The sequence below is a fragment of the Staphylococcus hyicus genome (assembly GCF_000816085.1).
Taxonomy (GTDB): Bacteria; Bacillota; Bacilli; order Staphylococcales; family Staphylococcaceae; genus Staphylococcus; species Staphylococcus hyicus.
On the sequence record NZ_CP008747.1, the window covers coordinates 2,138,338 to 2,156,406 of the forward strand.

15 protein-coding genes, 2 pseudogenes and 1 riboswitch are annotated in these 18,069 nt (G+C 34.7%); of the genes and pseudogenes, 3 read left to right on the forward strand and 14 right to left on the reverse strand.

Translation table 11 applies throughout. From position 1 onward, the window contains the following. Positions 1-6 precede the first annotated feature (6 nt). A riboswitch (TPP riboswitch) is annotated at positions 7-116 on the reverse strand. Between the two features lie 17 nt (positions 117-133). Continuing rightward, positions 134-772 carry a Bax inhibitor-1/YccA family protein gene (locus SHYC_RS10130; RefSeq protein ID WP_039646852.1) on the reverse strand — a complete coding sequence of 213 codons (639 nt, stop codon included), beginning with the start codon at positions 770-772 and terminating at the stop codon, positions 134-136. Between the two features lie 277 nt (positions 773-1,049). On the opposite strand from SHYC_RS10130, the gene SHYC_RS10135 reads away from it, so the two are divergent. Further along, a complete protein-coding gene (locus SHYC_RS10135; RefSeq protein ID WP_039646854.1) occupies positions 1,050-1,871 on the forward strand; it encodes a LysM peptidoglycan-binding domain-containing protein in 822 nt (273 codons plus the stop codon). Positions 1,872-1,989: 118 nt separating this feature from the next. On the opposite strand, the pseudogene SHYC_RS12165 reads toward SHYC_RS10135, so the two are convergent. Beyond that, positions 1,990-2,115: pseudogene (locus tag SHYC_RS12165) on the reverse strand (transposase); the annotation flags it as partial. Between the two features lie 537 nt (positions 2,116-2,652). Here SHYC_RS12165 and SHYC_RS10140 point away from each other — a divergent pair. Beyond that, complete coding sequence (locus SHYC_RS10140) at positions 2,653-3,159, forward strand: GNAT family N-acetyltransferase (RefSeq protein WP_039646855.1); 507 nt, start codon at positions 2,653-2,655, stop codon at positions 3,157-3,159. Positions 3,160-3,275: 116 nt separating this feature from the next. Here SHYC_RS10140 and SHYC_RS12645 read toward each other — a convergent pair. From SHYC_RS12645 to SHYC_RS10165, 4 genes and pseudogenes are all read right to left on the reverse strand, one after another. Further along, a pseudogene (locus tag SHYC_RS12645) lies at positions 3,276-4,827 on the reverse strand (IS3 family transposase). A 131-nt stretch (positions 4,828-4,958) separates the two neighbouring features. After that, positions 4,959-5,960: an inorganic phosphate transporter gene (locus SHYC_RS10155; protein ID WP_039646857.1), complete on the reverse strand. Its 1,002-nt coding sequence runs from the start codon at positions 5,958-5,960 to the stop codon at positions 4,959-4,961. 14 nt (positions 5,961-5,974) lie between these two features. Beyond that, on the reverse strand, positions 5,975-6,592 hold the full coding sequence (locus SHYC_RS10160; protein ID WP_039646860.1) for a DUF47 domain-containing protein: 618 nt from the start codon (positions 6,590-6,592) through the stop codon (positions 5,975-5,977). 787 nt (positions 6,593-7,379) lie between these two features. After that, the gene (locus tag SHYC_RS10165) at positions 7,380-8,312 is read right to left on the reverse strand and encodes an NAD(P)H-binding protein (RefSeq protein WP_039646862.1); all 933 of its coding nucleotides are present in this window, start codon (positions 8,310-8,312) and stop codon (positions 7,380-7,382) included. A gap of 113 nt (positions 8,313-8,425) precedes the next feature. Here SHYC_RS10165 and SHYC_RS10170 point away from each other — a divergent pair, with 113 nt between their 5' ends. After that, complete coding sequence (locus SHYC_RS10170; RefSeq protein WP_039646864.1) at positions 8,426-8,932, forward strand: GNAT family N-acetyltransferase; 507 nt, start codon at positions 8,426-8,428, stop codon at positions 8,930-8,932. A gap of 194 nt (positions 8,933-9,126) precedes the next feature. On the opposite strand, the gene SHYC_RS10175 is transcribed toward SHYC_RS10170, so the two are convergent. The 8 genes from SHYC_RS10175 to SHYC_RS10210 form a co-directional block, all read right to left on the reverse strand. Continuing rightward, positions 9,127-10,164 carry an alpha/beta hydrolase gene (locus tag SHYC_RS10175; protein ID WP_039646866.1) on the reverse strand — a complete coding sequence of 346 codons (1,038 nt, stop codon included), beginning with the start codon at positions 10,162-10,164 and terminating at the stop codon, positions 9,127-9,129. A 42-nt stretch (positions 10,165-10,206) separates the two neighbouring features. Further along, positions 10,207-11,274 carry a YkvI family membrane protein gene (locus tag SHYC_RS10180; protein WP_039646867.1) on the reverse strand — a complete coding sequence of 356 codons (1,068 nt, stop codon included), beginning with the start codon at positions 11,272-11,274 and terminating at the stop codon, positions 10,207-10,209. Between the two features lie 240 nt (positions 11,275-11,514). Next, positions 11,515-12,954, reverse strand: coding sequence for an MDR family MFS transporter (locus SHYC_RS10185; RefSeq protein WP_039646869.1), 1,440 nt, complete (start codon positions 12,952-12,954; stop codon positions 11,515-11,517). A gap of 194 nt (positions 12,955-13,148) precedes the next feature. Then, a complete protein-coding gene (locus SHYC_RS10190) occupies positions 13,149-13,649 on the reverse strand; it encodes a hypothetical protein (protein ID WP_039646871.1) in 501 nt (166 codons plus the stop codon). A gap of 164 nt (positions 13,650-13,813) precedes the next feature. After that, the gene (locus SHYC_RS10195; RefSeq protein ID WP_039646873.1) at positions 13,814-14,830 is read right to left on the reverse strand and encodes a FecCD family ABC transporter permease; all 1,017 of its coding nucleotides are present in this window, start codon (positions 14,828-14,830) and stop codon (positions 13,814-13,816) included. Further along, positions 14,827-15,828 carry a FecCD family ABC transporter permease gene (locus SHYC_RS10200; RefSeq protein ID WP_039646875.1) on the reverse strand — a complete coding sequence of 334 codons (1,002 nt, stop codon included), beginning with the start codon at positions 15,826-15,828 and terminating at the stop codon, positions 14,827-14,829. Before SHYC_RS10200 ends, SHYC_RS10195 begins: the two co-directional genes overlap by 4 nt. A gap of 20 nt (positions 15,829-15,848) precedes the next feature. Then, the gene (locus tag SHYC_RS10205; protein ID WP_039646877.1) at positions 15,849-16,655 is read right to left on the reverse strand and encodes an ABC transporter ATP-binding protein; all 807 of its coding nucleotides are present in this window, start codon (positions 16,653-16,655) and stop codon (positions 15,849-15,851) included. A 201-nt stretch (positions 16,656-16,856) separates the two neighbouring features. Then, the gene (locus SHYC_RS10210; RefSeq protein WP_039647723.1) at positions 16,857-17,690 is read right to left on the reverse strand and encodes a YitT family protein; all 834 of its coding nucleotides are present in this window, start codon (positions 17,688-17,690) and stop codon (positions 16,857-16,859) included. Between the last annotated feature and the right edge of the window lie 379 nt (positions 17,691-18,069).

An 18,069-nucleotide genomic window follows, 5' to 3' on the forward strand; every position in this document is an offset into this window, starting at 1 on the left:
AAAACCATGAATCGTATGCCACTTTCCTACGCCAGCATTATCTGGATCAGGTACAGGAATTTTAAAATCACTATTTTAATCTCAGCCGCTAATTGACGGCACTTCCAGTGGTAACTTAAACGGTATTAATTTTTTATCGACGTATGTAACGTGCCAAGTTCAACACGTAACGCATCATTCTAAAGAGATTTAGGAATAAATTGAAACCCATTTCTCGAGGTGTATAAGCACCTCTTTTCATTCTATTAAAATCATACAATGTATAAAGTAAAAAAAGCAACAATCCTACTACAGATAAGAACGTATGATAAATAGGATTATGAATGAACCAACCAACTAAACTTGCAACAATTAACGCTAAAAACACAACGAATAAATAGTTACCTAAACTTGACGCATCTTTAATTAAAAAGAAGCCTATCAAGCCAAAAATGATAAAACCAACGATTGCTAATAGGATTGTTTTAAAGAAGATGTCTGGCCCTAGGTCCTTTAACGCAACTGTAAACATCGCATAAGATAACAGCCCAGATACAATAGTGTAAATGTGTGACATCATTAGACCACTAAACCGTTCCCGTTGCACTACCATTGTAAGTAGAATAAGTATTAACAGTGCGATAGATAAAGGTTGTCGCCATGTAAATGGTAAGAACTGTCCAAAATACGCAGATATTCCAAACACCACCCAATAATACATAAAAAACAACCACACTTCACCGTATTGAAACGGATATTTTTTTACGTTCGATTGATGTGTGTGCACTGACATGGACTAACCTCCTCGCCAACCCATTATAATATGTATATGCTAAAACAGTTAATGAATTATTACAACCATTTTAATATTTAACGAACTTTAAAATAGGGTATAGGTCTAAAGTCTTATCTTTCAACCTATCCAAAGCTTTTTTCAAATAGACTAAGTTTGTCACAATATTACACCTTTGTAACAACCCACACATTGACTTTAATTTTTGTTACCATGAAATGGAATCTAATACTTAAAGTCACTTAATAAAAAATTAAGGATATAAGGGGGCAATATTTTGAAGAAGTTCGCATTCGCACTTACATTCACTTCTGGAGCAGCAGCCATTCTTGCACACCAAGATGCTGAAGCTTCTACGCAACATACAGTACAGTCAGGTGAATCGATTTGGTCTATCGCACAACAATATGGGGTATCTGTAGATCAATTAACGCAAGATAACAACTTATCCAACCATATCATTTTCCCTGGCCAAGTGCTTTCGATTGGTTCTGGAAACAATAACCAAACAGCAAATAATACACCGAATGCCACTCAAGGCAATACACATACGGTACGTGCTGGCGAGTCATTAGACTTAATCGCGGCGCAATACGGTGTTACTGCACAAGATATTATGAATGCCAATCAATTAAATGGCTACCTTATTTTCCCTAATCAAACATTGACAATTCCTGGTGGTTCTGGTGGCAATGCTTCAACAGCTTCTGGCGCACCAACAGGTACAACTCCTACATCAAATGGTGGTTATACATCACCTACTTTCAACCACCAAAACCTTTACGATTGGGGTCAATGTACTTGGCACGTATTTAACAAACGTGCAGAAGCAGGTCAACCCATTAGTACATATTGGTGGAATGCTGATCACTGGGCAGCAAACGCAGCTGCTGACGGGTACGTTGTAGATCACAATCCAACTGTGGGCTCTATTATGCAAAATTATGAAGGGCCGGTCGGTCATGTCGCTTATGTTGAACGTGTGAATCCTGATGGCAGCATCTTAATTTCTGAAACAAATTATAATACGCCGCCAGGGACACCAGATTATCGCACGATTCCAGCGTCAATCGCGTCATCTTATAATTATATCCATTAAAAAGGAAAAATTGTATTATAAAAAGAGGTTCTTTGTCAACGTCGGTTGGTGAAGAGATAACGTACAAAGTAACAGGTTGTTGTTACTTTGTACGTTTTTTGTATTCACTCACAAATGTTCTTGAAATAATTAAAATTTTATTGTTGATACCTTCGATTGGACCGTTGATCAAATGAGAGTATTGGATTGTGTTTAATATGTATGGTAAATACTTAATTAATGTATTAATAACACGTCTAAGTCCCCTTTGATATACTTAGATTCTTCGATTGATATAGTACGTGGTGTAGGTGCTTTATATTATATGATTTTAATGACTCTAAAATTGATGTACGACTTCATATGTTTTCTTCAGTTTTTCTTCTAAAAATAATAAGAGGGGAATTTAAACTATACTAATCTTTTAATAATTTATCGAAAGTTTTCTTATTCATTGGTTCACCTCTTTTTTTATAGAATATCATAACATGTTGCAAAATAATAAATAAAAAGTGATAATAAAGGTGTGTTATATATAAGTATTTGAATATATTATTATATATCTTACTAGAGTAACTTTGTGATTGTAACATAGTGAATTTAGTAAATATAGATCTATAGAAAATGTTTTAACATACATTAAGGGAAACTATGTGTTTTATGACGCATTGTTTCTTGAGGAGATGATAATTTGATTAAAATGATTCAAGTTGATGGGTGATTATTTCAAAAATTACCCAAAAGGAATTTACAAAGTGGCTCCAATAAGTTTTCTTAAATCAATCCTAATGGAGGAATCTATATGAGAATTAGAGCGCTTGAAGAAACAGATTTAAACTTTATTCATCAGTTAAATAATCAACATGCGACGATGGCCTATTGGTTTGAAGAACCTTATGAGTCTTTAGGGGAACTCAAATCGTTATATCAAAAACATATTTTAGATGAATCTGAACGTCGATTTATTATAGAAGCTGAAAATGAAAAAGTTGGGATTGTAGAACTTGTAGAAATTAACTTTATTCATCGAAACTGTGAAATTCAAATCATTGTGGATGAACAATTCGCAGGAAAGGGTTACGCCAAAGAAGCTTTTAAGCAAGCGATAGATTATGCCTTTTTTATTTTGAATTTGCATAAGGTTTATTTATACGTAGATGTTAAAAATGAAAAAGCCATTCATATTTATCAAAAATATAATTTTGAAATTGAGGGCACATTAAAGGAACATTTCTTTACTAGAGGCACCTACACTGATAGCCATATGATGGGGCTTTTAAAACAAAATTGGATTAACAATAGTATATAAACGCATAAAATTCCTGATTTAAATACTGTTCTTGATAGACGTGATTGACTTAATTATTAAAATAGGAATTCTTATTGTGAATATCACCCTGTAATATAGACACGAAAAAACAAAAGTTAGTTACTAGGTTGCGCTTCTATAAGTGCAGCCATTTTTAATGAGATTCTATCCTCATTAAAAAATTTGCTGTAATTATTAATTTTATTCTTGGCGTGCTTAAAATCCTTGAAAATGTATTTCTTACTTTTAAATATCTCCGATTTGAATACTCCCCAGAAGCATTCCATTGGACCGTTATCAATACACCTACTTACTCTTGACATACTTTGAATTATGCCAGTTTCATTAAGCCTTTTTTGAAACTTTCTACTTGTGTATTGGAATACTCTATCACTATGAAAAAGAATACCTTGAGGGTTATTATTTATCTTAGCTTTGTCGAAGGTTTTGAATACTAATTCGTTATCGTTTCTTTTTGAAATTTCATGGCTAATAACTTTTTTAGAGCCTAAATCGTATATTGCACTCAAATATAATTTTTGACCATTTCTTAATTTAAACTCTGTTACGTCAGTTAACCAAATTTTGTTAGCCTCATCTATTTTGAACTCTCTATTTAACACGTTTGAAGCTGTTGTTTCGGGCGTGCTAGACACATATTTTTTCTTTTTTTGTCGAATTAAAGCTTTAATGTGATATTTTTGAGTGATACATTGTACTCTTTTATGATTAACCTGAAAATCAGTGAATAATCTTAGATGCATATAAATCCTTCTATAACCGTAGGTACCACCCGATAAATTGAAAACATGAAAAATTTCTTCTTTTAATTTCTCGTTTTCAATTTCTAGACTTGGGGTTTCTCGATTTAACCACTTATAATAACTTGATCTATATATGCTTAAAGTTTTACACAACCATTTTATAGGGTATTGATGTTTAAGTTCGTCTACTGTCATATAAGAGGCTATGTGTCGTACTTTTGATTCATCAACTGCCTTTCGATTTGTTTTTTCTTTTTTAAAGCTTCATTTTCCATTTCAAGAAATTTATTTTTTGACTGTAATTCTTTGACTTTCAATTTTAATTGTTCTTCTGTGCTTAAAATTTCAGTTGGCTTACCTTTCCCTCGTCCATCATAAAGCCCTGATTCACCATGTTCGCGATATTTTTTTACCCAAGCATATATTTGAGAATATTTGATATTAAAGTGCTTAGCTGTCTCTTTATAATTCAATCCGTTATTCAAGCAATATTTTACAATTTCTATACGCTCTTCAAGTGTTGTATTTTTTGATTTCATACTATAGACCTCCGGAATAGGAGAATAATTTTTATTCTCTTTTCCTTCAGTATACTTAATTATCCATTTTCGTACAGTTTCACGAGAGGGTATATTATATTTAGCTGCAATTGAACTCATGGATTTTCCGCTAACTAAATGTTCTTCAATAACCTTTTTTTAAACTCTGCCGTATAAGTATGGTGTGTTCTCCGAATTAACAAAGAGTCTACACCATGATTAATATATTTATTGTAAGCATGCGATAATACAGATTTATCGATATCTAGATTGAGCTTTTCGATAATAGCTTGAAAGGAATATCCTTTTTCATATAAACGAAAGATTTGGTGATATTGCTCAAGTGTTAGTTTACTTTTCCTCATACAAAAACGCCCTATAAAGTTTTCACTTTTTAAGTGTCTACTTTATAGGGCGCATATCAAACTATGTTGGCTATTTTAATTAAGGTCACTGCCTTATTCTAATTCTTAGCGTGCAAACACTTCGTTATCTTTTAAATAAAGAGGTTTAAAATGAAATAGAATATAGCTGCAATAATTGCAGTAATCGGTAAGGTAATCACCCATGTCACAATCATGCGTTTTGCTGTATTCCAATGCACACCTTTAATTCTATTAGCTGAGCCTACACCTAAAATAGATGAGGATACAACGTGTGTCGTTGAGAGTGGAAAGTGAAGATAAGATGCTGTGAAAATTGTCAATGCAGAAGAAAGGTCTGCAGCTGCACCATTGGCAGGACGAATTTTCATAATGTTTCCACCGACTGTTTTAATAATACGCCAACCACCAACTGCGGTTCCGAGCCCCATTGCTGCAGCACATGAAATTTTAACCCATAATGCAGGCTCTACGTCTGATTGAAGATTGGCTACGATCAATGCCATCGTAATAATCCCCATTGACTTTTGAGCATCATTTGTACCGTGAGAAAAAGATTGCAGCGCTGCTGTAAAAATTTGGAAAAATCGGAAGTTTTGATTCGTTCGTGCAAGATTCGCATTTTTAAACACTTTTTTTACAATTGAATAAATCGTAAACCCGACGATAAAAGCGATGACTGGTGATAATAATAATACTAAAACGATTTTCGTAAACCCTTGAAAGTGTAAAATACTAAATGAACCTGCTGAAGCAACCGCTGATCCAGCGATTGCCCCAATTAGCGCGTGAGACGACGAACTAGGAATCCCAAAATACCATGTTACCAAGTTCCAAACAATTGCCGCCAAAATCGCTGCTAACACTACAACTAATCCATTGTGAATTGTGAATGGATCAACAATATCTTTCGTAATCGTAGTTGCTACACCCGTAAAAGTTAAGGCACCAATAAAGTTCATAATTGCCGCTAATAAAATCGCATGTCTTGGCGTTAATGCACGCGTAGAAACTGCAGTGGCTACAGCATTAGCGGTGTCATGAAAGCCATTAATAAAATCAAACACTAGTGAAAATATGACAATAGCCACCGTTATCAGCACTAAAAATTCCATAAGATAGATACTCCTTAGCTATTTTTCATGATTATTGTTTCAAAATTGTTCGCTACTGTCTGACAACGGTCAGCAATATTTTCTAAACTTTCATAGATGTCTTTAATTTTAATTAAAGTAACAGGATCTGTTTCGCTATTAAAGATATGTTTAATTGATTGACGTAAAATACCATCACAATTTGTTTCAAATTCTTTAATATTAATTGAATGTACACGCATGTGAGATAGCTTTTTCTCTGACATTAATCCAATGGCTAATTTCATTTCTCCAATGGCTTTTTGGATATTTTCTACAAATTCGGCCATAAACTCATCTGTGTATTCAATTGAATACATTTCAAACATTGCAGATGTTTCCTCCATTGCATCTAAAACATCATCAATTGCATTACATAATGACATAATATCTTCACGCTCAATTGGTGTGATGAAAGTTTGATTTAAATCCGTAATAACTTGGTGCATTAAATCGTCACCATGAGACTCATACGTTTTGATATTATCTGCATATGTACGTAGGTCTAAATGAGTGTTGAAATCCATTTTACCGAATTCTACAGCAGCGCGATCAAGGTTATAAATCATATCCTCTAAGCGCTCCATAAACTTATCCTTTTTTTTCCTAATCATTTGAAATCCTCCGTTCAACTGTCGTCCTATCCCATTTGTAAATACATTGTTTATTTTATTATAAATCAATGTTAAATCTTTGTTAACTTTTTTAGTGAAACTCCCCATCTTAATCTTTTAAGTGAAAGAAATGATTGAAACGATACGTTTTCACTAAAATTTCATAATCCTATTTGAAAATAGCATAAATTTTACATATCTACAATTAAATTTACAAAACCTTAACATTTCTAATTTATTATCGCCTTAATTTCGTGACATGCCTACCATTTGAAGCAAACTTTCGTAAAATTTTCACATTAAGGATGCTTGCGTTGCTACTTTAACCCTCTTAATTGAAGACAATCTATCCTAATACAAAAATTTCATTATCAAATATGAATGAATCGATTATAGTTATAACCAAATGTATAGTTGATAACAAAAAGTTATCAAAACACCAAAAGTTGTAATGATGAATAGCCCCTTGACTTCTCTTTTTTACCCTTCTCCTTGTTTGAAAATGTCAAATTGAGCATGACCGATATACAAGTGTTTTACCAATGAAACAAAAAACCTTTGACAATCCAACTCGGATTTCAAAGGTTATAACTATGTTTAATCATCGTTTAAATGCGTTACACATTACTTATAGGTTTTCAATTGGCGTATGCACATTAAAAACCATTTGTATTTTTGCAGAATGCTTTTAATAAATGTATGAAAAAACGCTACAACCTAATGACTAAAACTTATGTTTACTAGCATCTTTTCAATAGAATAAGCGTAGATGCCACCGCACCTAAATTTATGACTTATCATCATTTTTTGTGTAACTTATAGGCTCACCGTTCATTTGTCGGTGTTGGAGGGTTTGAATACGACACTTCGAATCAAACCCTCGAATGAGCATTTGATAAAACGGCACCTGTATCATATAAGCAATGGGCCAAAATGCGCGCGGGATATAGTCGAATAAATGGACAATAATCCAATTGAATTGTGGAATATATCTAAATTCAACACACGCGCGTTTCCCTTCTTTTGTATAAGAAATCGAACTGTCTATCGCCACAAGTCGATAGTAGTGATGATCAATGCGTTCAAGTTCAAATTCAAACAATAATTTGTTATTTTTCTTTTTGTAAAACTTAAAACAATTTCCTTCTCTAACGATTTTGGCGCGTGTGCCGGTTGTTTGTGATAACCAATGTGCCATTTCATCAATAAATGTTTCCATATCCCAGTGTGGCGGTTTTGGAATATGATGTGCAATCCGAATATCATCATATTTCGCCGCTTGAAACTCCACCGATATATGTGGTCTATTGATGCGTTTACTTGTCGGACGAACGTGTACCCCATGTGATTGTAATTGTGTGATGGTTTCTTGATCAAATTTACTACCGCGCACATATAGTATTTCATGCACATGACAAATTTTTGCAGCTCTAGCAAAATTATCTGCTGCGATAATATTGAGCTCTTTCGCAAGGGCGCGCGTCATTTTGGCTGAATGCTTTGTAGGATCAATAAAAAATACCGCAATATCGATCTCTTCCATCGCTTTTTTTACATCATAGTAATTATAAATATCTCCTTTGATCCAATTAACATGTTGCTGAGAATGCTTTTTGGGATATTTAGACATTGTATAAACATCATAATCGGGTGTTAATGCTTCGATTAAAGATTTACCAATTGTACCTGTGCCGCCTGCAAGTAAAATTTTGAGTCGCATAGTGTTGCCCCTTTCTAATAACTTCCTATACATGGTAAAGTACGCTACAATAAATGATGGTATCTTATTCCCTTTTAATGGGACGTTAATTTATAAAAAATGGAGTTGAAAGCATGTCTTTAAACATTAGAGAAATTAGTATAAACGACGTAGAAGCTTTTACCACTTTAATGCAAAAGGTATATGATGAATCAGACTTCATGCTATACGATCCTGGCGAGTATGTACCTTCTTTAGAATATGCCATTTCAAACCTTGAAGAAGTCATCACTTCTCCTCATTTAGCTATTCTTGTAGCCGAAAAAAGTGACATGCTGGTAGGCTATATTACCATTGTCTCAAAAAAACTCCATCGTATTGAGCATAAAGCAAGAATTTCTATGGGTGTCTTAAATCAAGAACAAGGCTTCGGTATCGGTCAAGCACTTTTAGATGCATGTAAAAAATGGTGTCGCGATCATCAAATGACACGTATTGAATTAACAGTTGTAACCGAAAATTCAAGTGCAATTCGACTGTATAAACGCGCAGGATTTAAAGTAGAGGGTGAAATGCAACATACCCTTAAGATTGACAATCGTTATTTTAATGAATATATGATGGCATACATCGTCCATTAAGTCGTCTTTATTTTAACATTGGATGATTAAAATACCCACCTATAAAAGTCACCCTACTTTATCTACAATTTGCCATTGGATAGTCATTCAATAAGCCCTCGAAATTCATCACATGAGACATGAATTTCAAGGGCTTTATTTTAATGACTGTCAAATGAGATGACTTTTCCCATCCACATGCTACATGACTCTCATTAAGGCATTTCTTCATATGGATTTAAATTAATATCCGTTTGTGGCGCTTCATCAATATCTGATTTTAAATTTTGTTGCGTCGTATTTCTACTTAAAAAACTTAATACTCTACGAATATTTTCACGTGATTCTGGTTTTTCTAAATGAAATTGATATTGATGTTTTAAATGATGCGAATGATTATAAAACAAGGTATCTACTGGAACCTGCTGTGCTTTTAAGGCATGTGAAAAAGAATCGTTTTGTGAGCGAAATGGATCAGCATCGCCTACTGAGAGATAAGTTGAAGGAAATTTTGATGTGATTTGTCGCTCTGTTGACATCTGATTGATTGTTTTCGTATTATTTTCCCAATCTTTTGCCCCAGTATAGCTCCGCATAAATAAATCTATTCGTGGAAATTCTGTTTCACGAACTGTATGCATATTATAAAAGCCGCCGAAAAAAATCGCTGCTTTGATATGATTAGGCGTCACTTGTTGCTTAAATCCCATCGCATTTCTTAGTTCATCGTTTGTTTGAATTGCCGTAAACTGACTATTAATTTGAGCACCAGCTGAATCACCACCGAATATGACTTGATTCATATCTACTGGCAATTTATGTTTATTGGCTTTAATAAAATCAACGGCTTTGTCCATTTGAATGAGTGGTGTTGGATACTGGTATTCAGGTGCTAATGCATAGTTCACATTGACAACCACATACCCACGCTCAACAATATTTGCGAGCAAGGGGTTTTTATACTGTTTATCCCCTGCAATAAAGCCACCCCCATGAGCCCAAAATATAACTGGTAGTTTTTCATTTGCACTAATATTTTTTGGCATTAAAATATCTAACTGACTATTAGGCAAACTTCTCATATAGGTGATATCGGTGAGTGCCGTGACATTATGATTTTGAATGGCTACTTTCTTCTTGTGTGAAGCATCTTGTGATTTTTTTGTCTCCAAAAAATAGCCGACAATTAAGCCGGCTATGACGAGTAAGATGATACATGCAATCACAAGCCAACGCATTTTACGATTTTTCATAACAATCTTCCCTTTCGGAAAAATTTTATCATACCTTATGAATTAAGCAATGTATTTCTTATCTTGAGATTTTCTATAGAAATATTTTACCATTACAGCAATGACTATAAACAAACCAATGACACCCATCATCGGATAAACAAATGCGATAAGTCCCTCAAATCCTACAAAACTTAACGCATATGCCACAGGCATAATAATGCTAATCATTACATAATATTTTTTAGTGTAAGGTTTAGTAAAACGTGCTGCGAACGAATACGATAGACCTAAAATCGTATTATACATTACCGCAAGCATCACGATTGAAAATACAAATGTTAAAACAGGTGAAATTTGGCCTGCTAAAACAAGTGTTGGTATCGCTGAATCTTTAATGCTTGGATATTCAGATTGCAACGCAAAATTGATTAATCCAAGTAAGATCAGGTATACCACACCACCAACAAGACCTCCTAAACCAGATACTTTACGTTTAGAAGCGTCGCCACCAATTGCTACAAGTGTACTAAAACCAACTGCAAATGCTAAACCACCGTAATTAAAACCATTCCATATTCCTTGAATTAAGCTTGGTTTTTCAACGACACTATTGATTTCTGAAAAACCAATAGAGCCTTTAAATAAATACGTGGCAGCTATAATAACGACTAAAATAATCAATATTGGTGTTACAACACCTAAAGCTCCTACAATTTTATTGAAGTCCATCAACAATGTTAGAAATACGAGAATACACATTATTAATGCGCCTAACCATACTGGCACACCATAACTTTCAAAAAATGTGGATCCTGCACCAGCAATCATTGTTATTGTTACTGCATAAAGCGATAAAATTAAAATATAATCAATTATCAATCCTAACTTTCTGCCGAACAGATATTCTAGTGTGGATTCGTGATTGTTCGCATCAAAGGCTGTACCGATTTTGGCTACCTGGCGACCAATAAATGTTAAAATGAGCCCTGAGATAATCACTCCAATATAAGAATAAACGCCGTACATACTAAAGAATTGTTTTACTTCTTGACCTGTCGAAAAACCTGCACCTACGACTACGCCAACGTAAGCAAAAGCAATTTTAATTGCTTCAGAATATTTGTGCATCTGTTTTGACCTCCTCATTTGCAAAACACGTTAAACATTAAACCACATTATACGTTTTATTTCAAATGAACAGAGCCAAATAAAAACGCTGTAGCCCTTGAAGCTACAGCGTTTATTGATATAATAAAATGATTTTCAACAATGTAAATATACAAATCACTGTATAATAAAAATGATTTAACTATAAAACACGAATATATATACATATTTCAATTCCATCAATTTAAATATTGAAGTTTATTAAGACTTTTCAGCAGTTAAATTCAAATTTTTTCTTTCTTTTGACGCATTCGTCAAAGTCCAAGCAATAAATAGAGCAATAACAAGCAGTGCAAGAGCGACATCATACGCTATATGCATGCCTAAAGTCATCGCTTCATCTTTAATAGCTTTCGTAACATTAGACTGACCCGCTACTTTCACATTTTGAACACCCGTAACAATTCCCACAAAAATCGCGATGCCTGTTGCACCTGCTACGGGTTGTAATACGTTAAATATTGCTGTACCATGTGGATATTTTTCTTTCGGTAATGCATTCAAACCATTCGTGCTTGCCGGCATCATGATGGCAGCAATGCCAATCATTAAAATGATATAAGCAAACACAAATGTTAATACAGACAATCCAGGGTGAATCGTTGTATAAAATCCAGCCACAGCTAGTAATAACATCAAACCAGGTACCACTAATTTACGCGGTCCGTATTTATCAAATAATCCTCCCATAAATGGAGAAAGGATTCCATTTAAAATGGCTCCTGGAAGTAAAATCAATCCTGCAATTTTAGCAGAAAAGCCCATTGGTCCCTGTAAATACATAGGCATGACGATTTCAGATGCAAACATCGTCATAATAACAATGACAAAAATAATCATCCCTTTCGTATAGTTATGATATTGTAATACTCTAAAATCAAGAATGGGTTCTTCCAATAGATATTGGCGTCGTATAAAGCATACAACACATATCAATCCTACAATTAATGGAATAAAAATAATTGGATTTAAAAGTGCGCCTTCTGTTGACCCCATTTTTGAAACACTAAAAATGACAGCAGTAATCCCTAGCGTTGACAATACCACCGACCACACATCGATTTTAGGACGTGTCACTTCCCCAACATTTTTTAAGAAGATAACAGCAAATATAAACGTAAAGAGCATAAATGGCACAACGCTAAAAAAAAGCCAACGCCAACCGAGATAATCAACAATAAACCCAGATAATGTCGGTCCTAAGGCTGGTGCAAACATAATGACAAACCCGAATGTGCCCATTACTTTCCCACGTACAGATTCATCAAATAAGAGTAACATTGCATTCATAATGAGTGGAATCATTAACCCTGTACCTATGGCTTGCACCATTCTTCCAGTTAACAACAATGGAAAATTCATAGCTGTACCGGCTATTAAAGATCCGATTGTAAAAATAGCAATCAATCCTAAAAACAGCCGTCTTGTCGAAAACCATTGAATGATTAACGCTGACAATGGGGAGACAATTCCCATTATCATCATGAAACCACTAGCCATCCATTGAACGGTTGTTCGAGAAATGTCGAAATAATTCATTAATTCCTGAAGCGCAATATTTAATAATGTTTCATTCAAAATCATAAAAAATGCCCCGATTAAAAAGACAATCATAATGATACGTGAGTGATTGTTTTCCATACACTCCCCCCCTTTTTGAGATAACTTGCACATTATACATGACATATTGTGCAAAATAAAGCGCAATAACTCAAAAATGCCATCATATTATCTTTTAAAGCATAGTCTCGTATAATTTTAGATATAAAAACTGCCCACATAGCAACTGGCTTTGTGGGCAGATCAATCATGTAATAACGTTCCTATTAAAAAATTTATTTTGCATCTTTATAATGACTCAAATCGCCAATATCTACAACGACTTGATCCATGCGTTTCGCTGTTTCTTTCAATACATTACGCGCTACTTTGTTTTCAGGGTCAATTTTTAATATTTGTTTTGCAATATCAAAAGCTTTCTTATCCGAAATGACTGGTTCAGGAATCGCATGAAGTAATAACATTTGAAGTAAGCTTTTAACTTCTTTTCCTTCAGTCAAAGTAATTGATGACTTGGCATGATAGTAGGCTGCATCTAGTGCACCTGGTACATCACTTAGAGGATATACAAGGAGTAAAAACGCAAGGTCATGAATTTCTGACGTTTCTTCTTGTTTAATCATATCTAGAAGACACGTATAATACATTACACTTTCGTCTTCATGCGCACTTGAAATATACGCTTCTTCAAAAGCTAAGAAATCAGTCGCGGACATTAAGCTCTTAACAGCTGAAAATTCACCGTTCAACACATGTTTTTGAATTAATTGTTGCATCGCTTGTCCTCCTGAATTTGCACCTCATAATAATTACATTCATTTTAACATAATTTCTATGGAATTGCTTAGAGTTACCTCATTAAATTTTATTTAGAAACAGATAAACACATGATACGATGCCACTGTTTCAAGTCATAACACGACGTTTGAATTGTTCAATACTAAACACCACGCACTTTATACATTAAATAGAGAAAATAAGGTGCGCCAATAATCGCCACAACAATACCTGCGGGTAAACCATTTGGTTGAACTAAATTTTGACCAACTGTGTCTGATACCACTAAAAGCACCCCACCTATCATCATCGCAAGTGGTAAAAAGCTCTGATGCCTTGGACCGATCATTGTACGTGCAATATGTGGTGCCATTAATCCGATAAATCCAATTGCCCCTACGATAGATACTGCTACTGATGATAATAATACAGCGATAAAAACTAAAAAGAGACGCTCTCGTTTAAGTGATACTCCTAATCCTAACGCAATCGAGTCACTTGTATTTAAAATATTAAGTATTTCTGATTTACTTAACACTATTGGAATAACGATAACAAGCCATGGTACAAAAGCATATACAAATGGCCATGTATCCCCCCAGATATTTCCTGCAAACCATGTCGAAATAAATTCAGATTGACTTCGATCAAAAGAGGAAATTAAAGTTAAGGCACCACCTGAAAGTGCTGCAGACAACCCAACACCTACTAAAACCATACTTGTTGGGGATAACCCTTTTTCACCTTCATAGCTAAAATAAAAAATGAAAAGCATAACGACTAATCCACCAAACAAACTGACAATCGGTAACATATATACAAAATCTTCAGCATTGATACGTCCAATTGCTATAAATAATGCAATGGCAAAACCGCTTCCCGCATTAATGCCTAAGATGCCAGGTTCAGCAAGTCCATTCCGTGTGACACTTTGTAATATCGCGCCACTTAGACTTAGTGCTACACCAGCGCATAATGTCACAATTAAACGTGGGATACGAAATTCAAAAAGCACAAGTTGATTAGCTGGATTACCTTGTCCGATAATTGATTCCCCTATTTGACGCAGTGTTATAGGAAATTCTCCGGTCGTTAAACTCACAATCATCGAAGCGATTAAAATGAAACCTGTGACCATTAATGAAAGGCGTCGTTTTTGTTTTACTTTTTGAGCAATCAAATGAGACGACCTCCTTTCTTAATTAAATATAAGAAGAACGGTACACCGATAAATGCAATAATTGCACTCATTGGTGCTTCGCCTAATAATCTTGCAATGATATCTGCAATTAACACGAGTGCACCGCCAAACAAGGCTGAAAGTGGTAATATTTTTTCATAATCTGTTCCAACTAAAAACCGAACTAAATGTGGAATAATAAGCCCTACAAATGCAATTTGTCCGACCATGGCTACTGATATACCTGCTAAAAGCATCGTTAACAATAAAGCCACGATACTGATGCGCATCGTGTTTTGACCTAATCCTTTGGCGATAGCATCACCTAAACTTAAAATCGTAAGTTGGCGACGCATTAACATGAGAATACACGTTACAGTCACAACTAATGGCACGCTAATATATAAATGTTGCCATGTTGTACTAGATATACCGCCGGCATTCCAAAAATTAATCGATTGATTTAATCTGTACGTTAAAGCCAACCCTTGACTGAGTGCAGTCAACAATGCGCTAATTGCAGCTCCAGCCAATATCAATCGCATTGGTTGATATCCGCCTCGTCTAGATGCACCCACCAAGAGCACTAACACACCACCAACGACGGCTCCCATAAAACTTAATAAAATGACAATAAAAAACGGCGCTTCTGGATAAAATACAAAAGTAGCCGCTAAAGCAAACGCAGCCCCAGCGTTTAAACCAATTAAACTTGGGTCTGCGAGTCCGTTCTTCGTAACACCTTGTATAACGGCACCTGAAACAGCCAATGCCATCCCAACAATCAGCGCACCGATATCGCGTGGCAATCTAATTTCTACTATAATATTATGTGCTTGGTTTGTAGCATCGTAGTCGAATAGTGCGCGCCAAATCGTGTGTAACGTGATATGAGCTTGTCCCAACATCATCGAAGCGATAAAAGCAATGACCAATATACCTATCGCAAACAGCATATAAAAACTGAATTTCAAACGCGTATTCACTGTGTTTTTCATAAGAAGTCCTCTTTTTCTTGTTAGTTTACTTTTTCATAGTGTTTACAAAGTAAATTATACGTCACTAACATAGGTTTACCTGTACGCGGGTCTGTACTTAATTCCGCATCAATATTAAAGACTTCTTCTAAAATTTCATTTGTTAACACATCATGTGTTTCACCTTGTTTGACAATCTCTCCCTTTTTCATAGTAATGAGAAAGTCTGAAAAACGAATAGCCTGGTTGATATCATGTAAAACCATCACAATCGTCGTACCATGTTCTTGGTTCAATGTTTGTACCAGTTCTAATATTTCAAGTTGATGTGAAATATCTAAATACGTCGTAGGCTCATCTAAGAAAATAATATCTGTTTTTTGTGCAAGTGCCATGGCAATCCATACACGTTGACGTTGTCCACCACTCAAATCATTTACAGCACGATGTTTAAAATCATGTGTCCCTGTCACGCGCATTGCCCAATCAATTTCTTTTTTATCTTCATCTGATAAACGACCAAAGCCTTTTTGATGAGGGAAACGGCCATATGAGACTAACTCTCCCGCAGTAAGCCCATCTGCAACATCAGGAGATTGCGGTAATATTGCAATTTTTTTCGCGATTTCTTTAGTTGATTGGGACTGAATATTTTTTCCATCTAAGTATACCTCACCGCTCTTCGTCCCCAATAATCGTGATAAAGCCTTTAACAAAGTCGATTTACCACAACCATTTGGTCCAATGATAGATGTAATTTTCCGATCAGGAATTGCAACATCTAAATTATTTACGATGATACGATCACCGTACCCAATTGTCACTTCTTTTCCTGTTAATCTACTCATCATTATCCTTCTTTCTACGCTTTATCATCGTTTTAGCGTTCATTTATAAAATATGCGAATATGCACCTCTAATTGAGAATCATTTTCATGTCCGTTCATTATATCATTTTTTAAAATACTTTTCTATTTGAAATGATGAACTTACATACACTAAAAAAAGACTGAAATCTGTTATATAAACGATTCCAGTCCTGAGTTATATTAATCTTCAACTAAAAAGCCATTTCCGTACACATCACGTACATCATGAACAACGACAAACGCATTTTGATCGATTTTACGAATCAGTCGCTTCGTTCTTGATAATTGTGTTTTACTAATTACCGCATATAACACATCTGTTTCTTGTTTCGAGAAATAACCACGTCCATTTAAAATTGTAACACCACGACCTATATCTTCATCTATCATTTTCGCAACACGGTCTGGTTCTTTGGAAATAATCGTCACCGCTTTTTTAGGGTTAAGTCCTTCAATCACAAAGTCAATCACTTTAGTACCGATATACAAACTAACTAATGTAATCAATACTCGATCCAAAGGAATGACTGTTAATGAAATCATCACCACAATAAAATCAAAAAACAACAAAGCATAAGGTGTGCTTACATCTAAGTATTTATTTGCAATACGTGCTAAAATTGTCGTTCCTGCTGTCGTTCCCCCTGCAAGTATAATCACACCAATACCTAACCCAACAGTTAAACCACCAAATACAGCATTAACGAGAATATCGTCTGTTTTCACGGACCACGTTTCTGTTAAGCTCAAAAACACAGAAATCAGCACCGTCGCAAATACCGTTAAATACATGCTGCGTTTACTTAAAAATTTATACCCTATACCAATAAGCACCGCATTCACGATGAAGTTAGTCCATGCCGGCGAAATATGAAACGCATAGTACAATATAATTGCCAACCCTGTTACGCCACCTTCACCAAGATCCCCAGAAATGATAAAGGCATTGACACCTGCTGCAAATATAAAACTACCGATGATGACCAATATTATATCTCTTACTGTTCTTTTCACACCATCATCCCCCTCATTCATTTTTTCTACACGCTTAACACTAGCCATATTATCACAATTTTGCCACTAATCGTACCCCTTTACAAATTTTGTATCGTCATACATAATTTCGAATCAAAATTCATTATCCAAAAAATGTATCTCCACTAATCCTTGCTATCACAAGGATAGGAAAGTTTAAAGTAAATACATTTAAAAATTTCTGAATATTTCGTTTACTTATCTCCTTTCTTTATGTATAATAAGAATTACCTTATTTGTTGCAAGTCAACAAGAGGCCATCTCCTTTGTGTTGTTTATAGTAAGAGAGATTTTTGCTCGAAGGTTGATATTTTGCTCGAGTATCAACCCAATTATTCATTTCCCGTCAAGGCAGTTC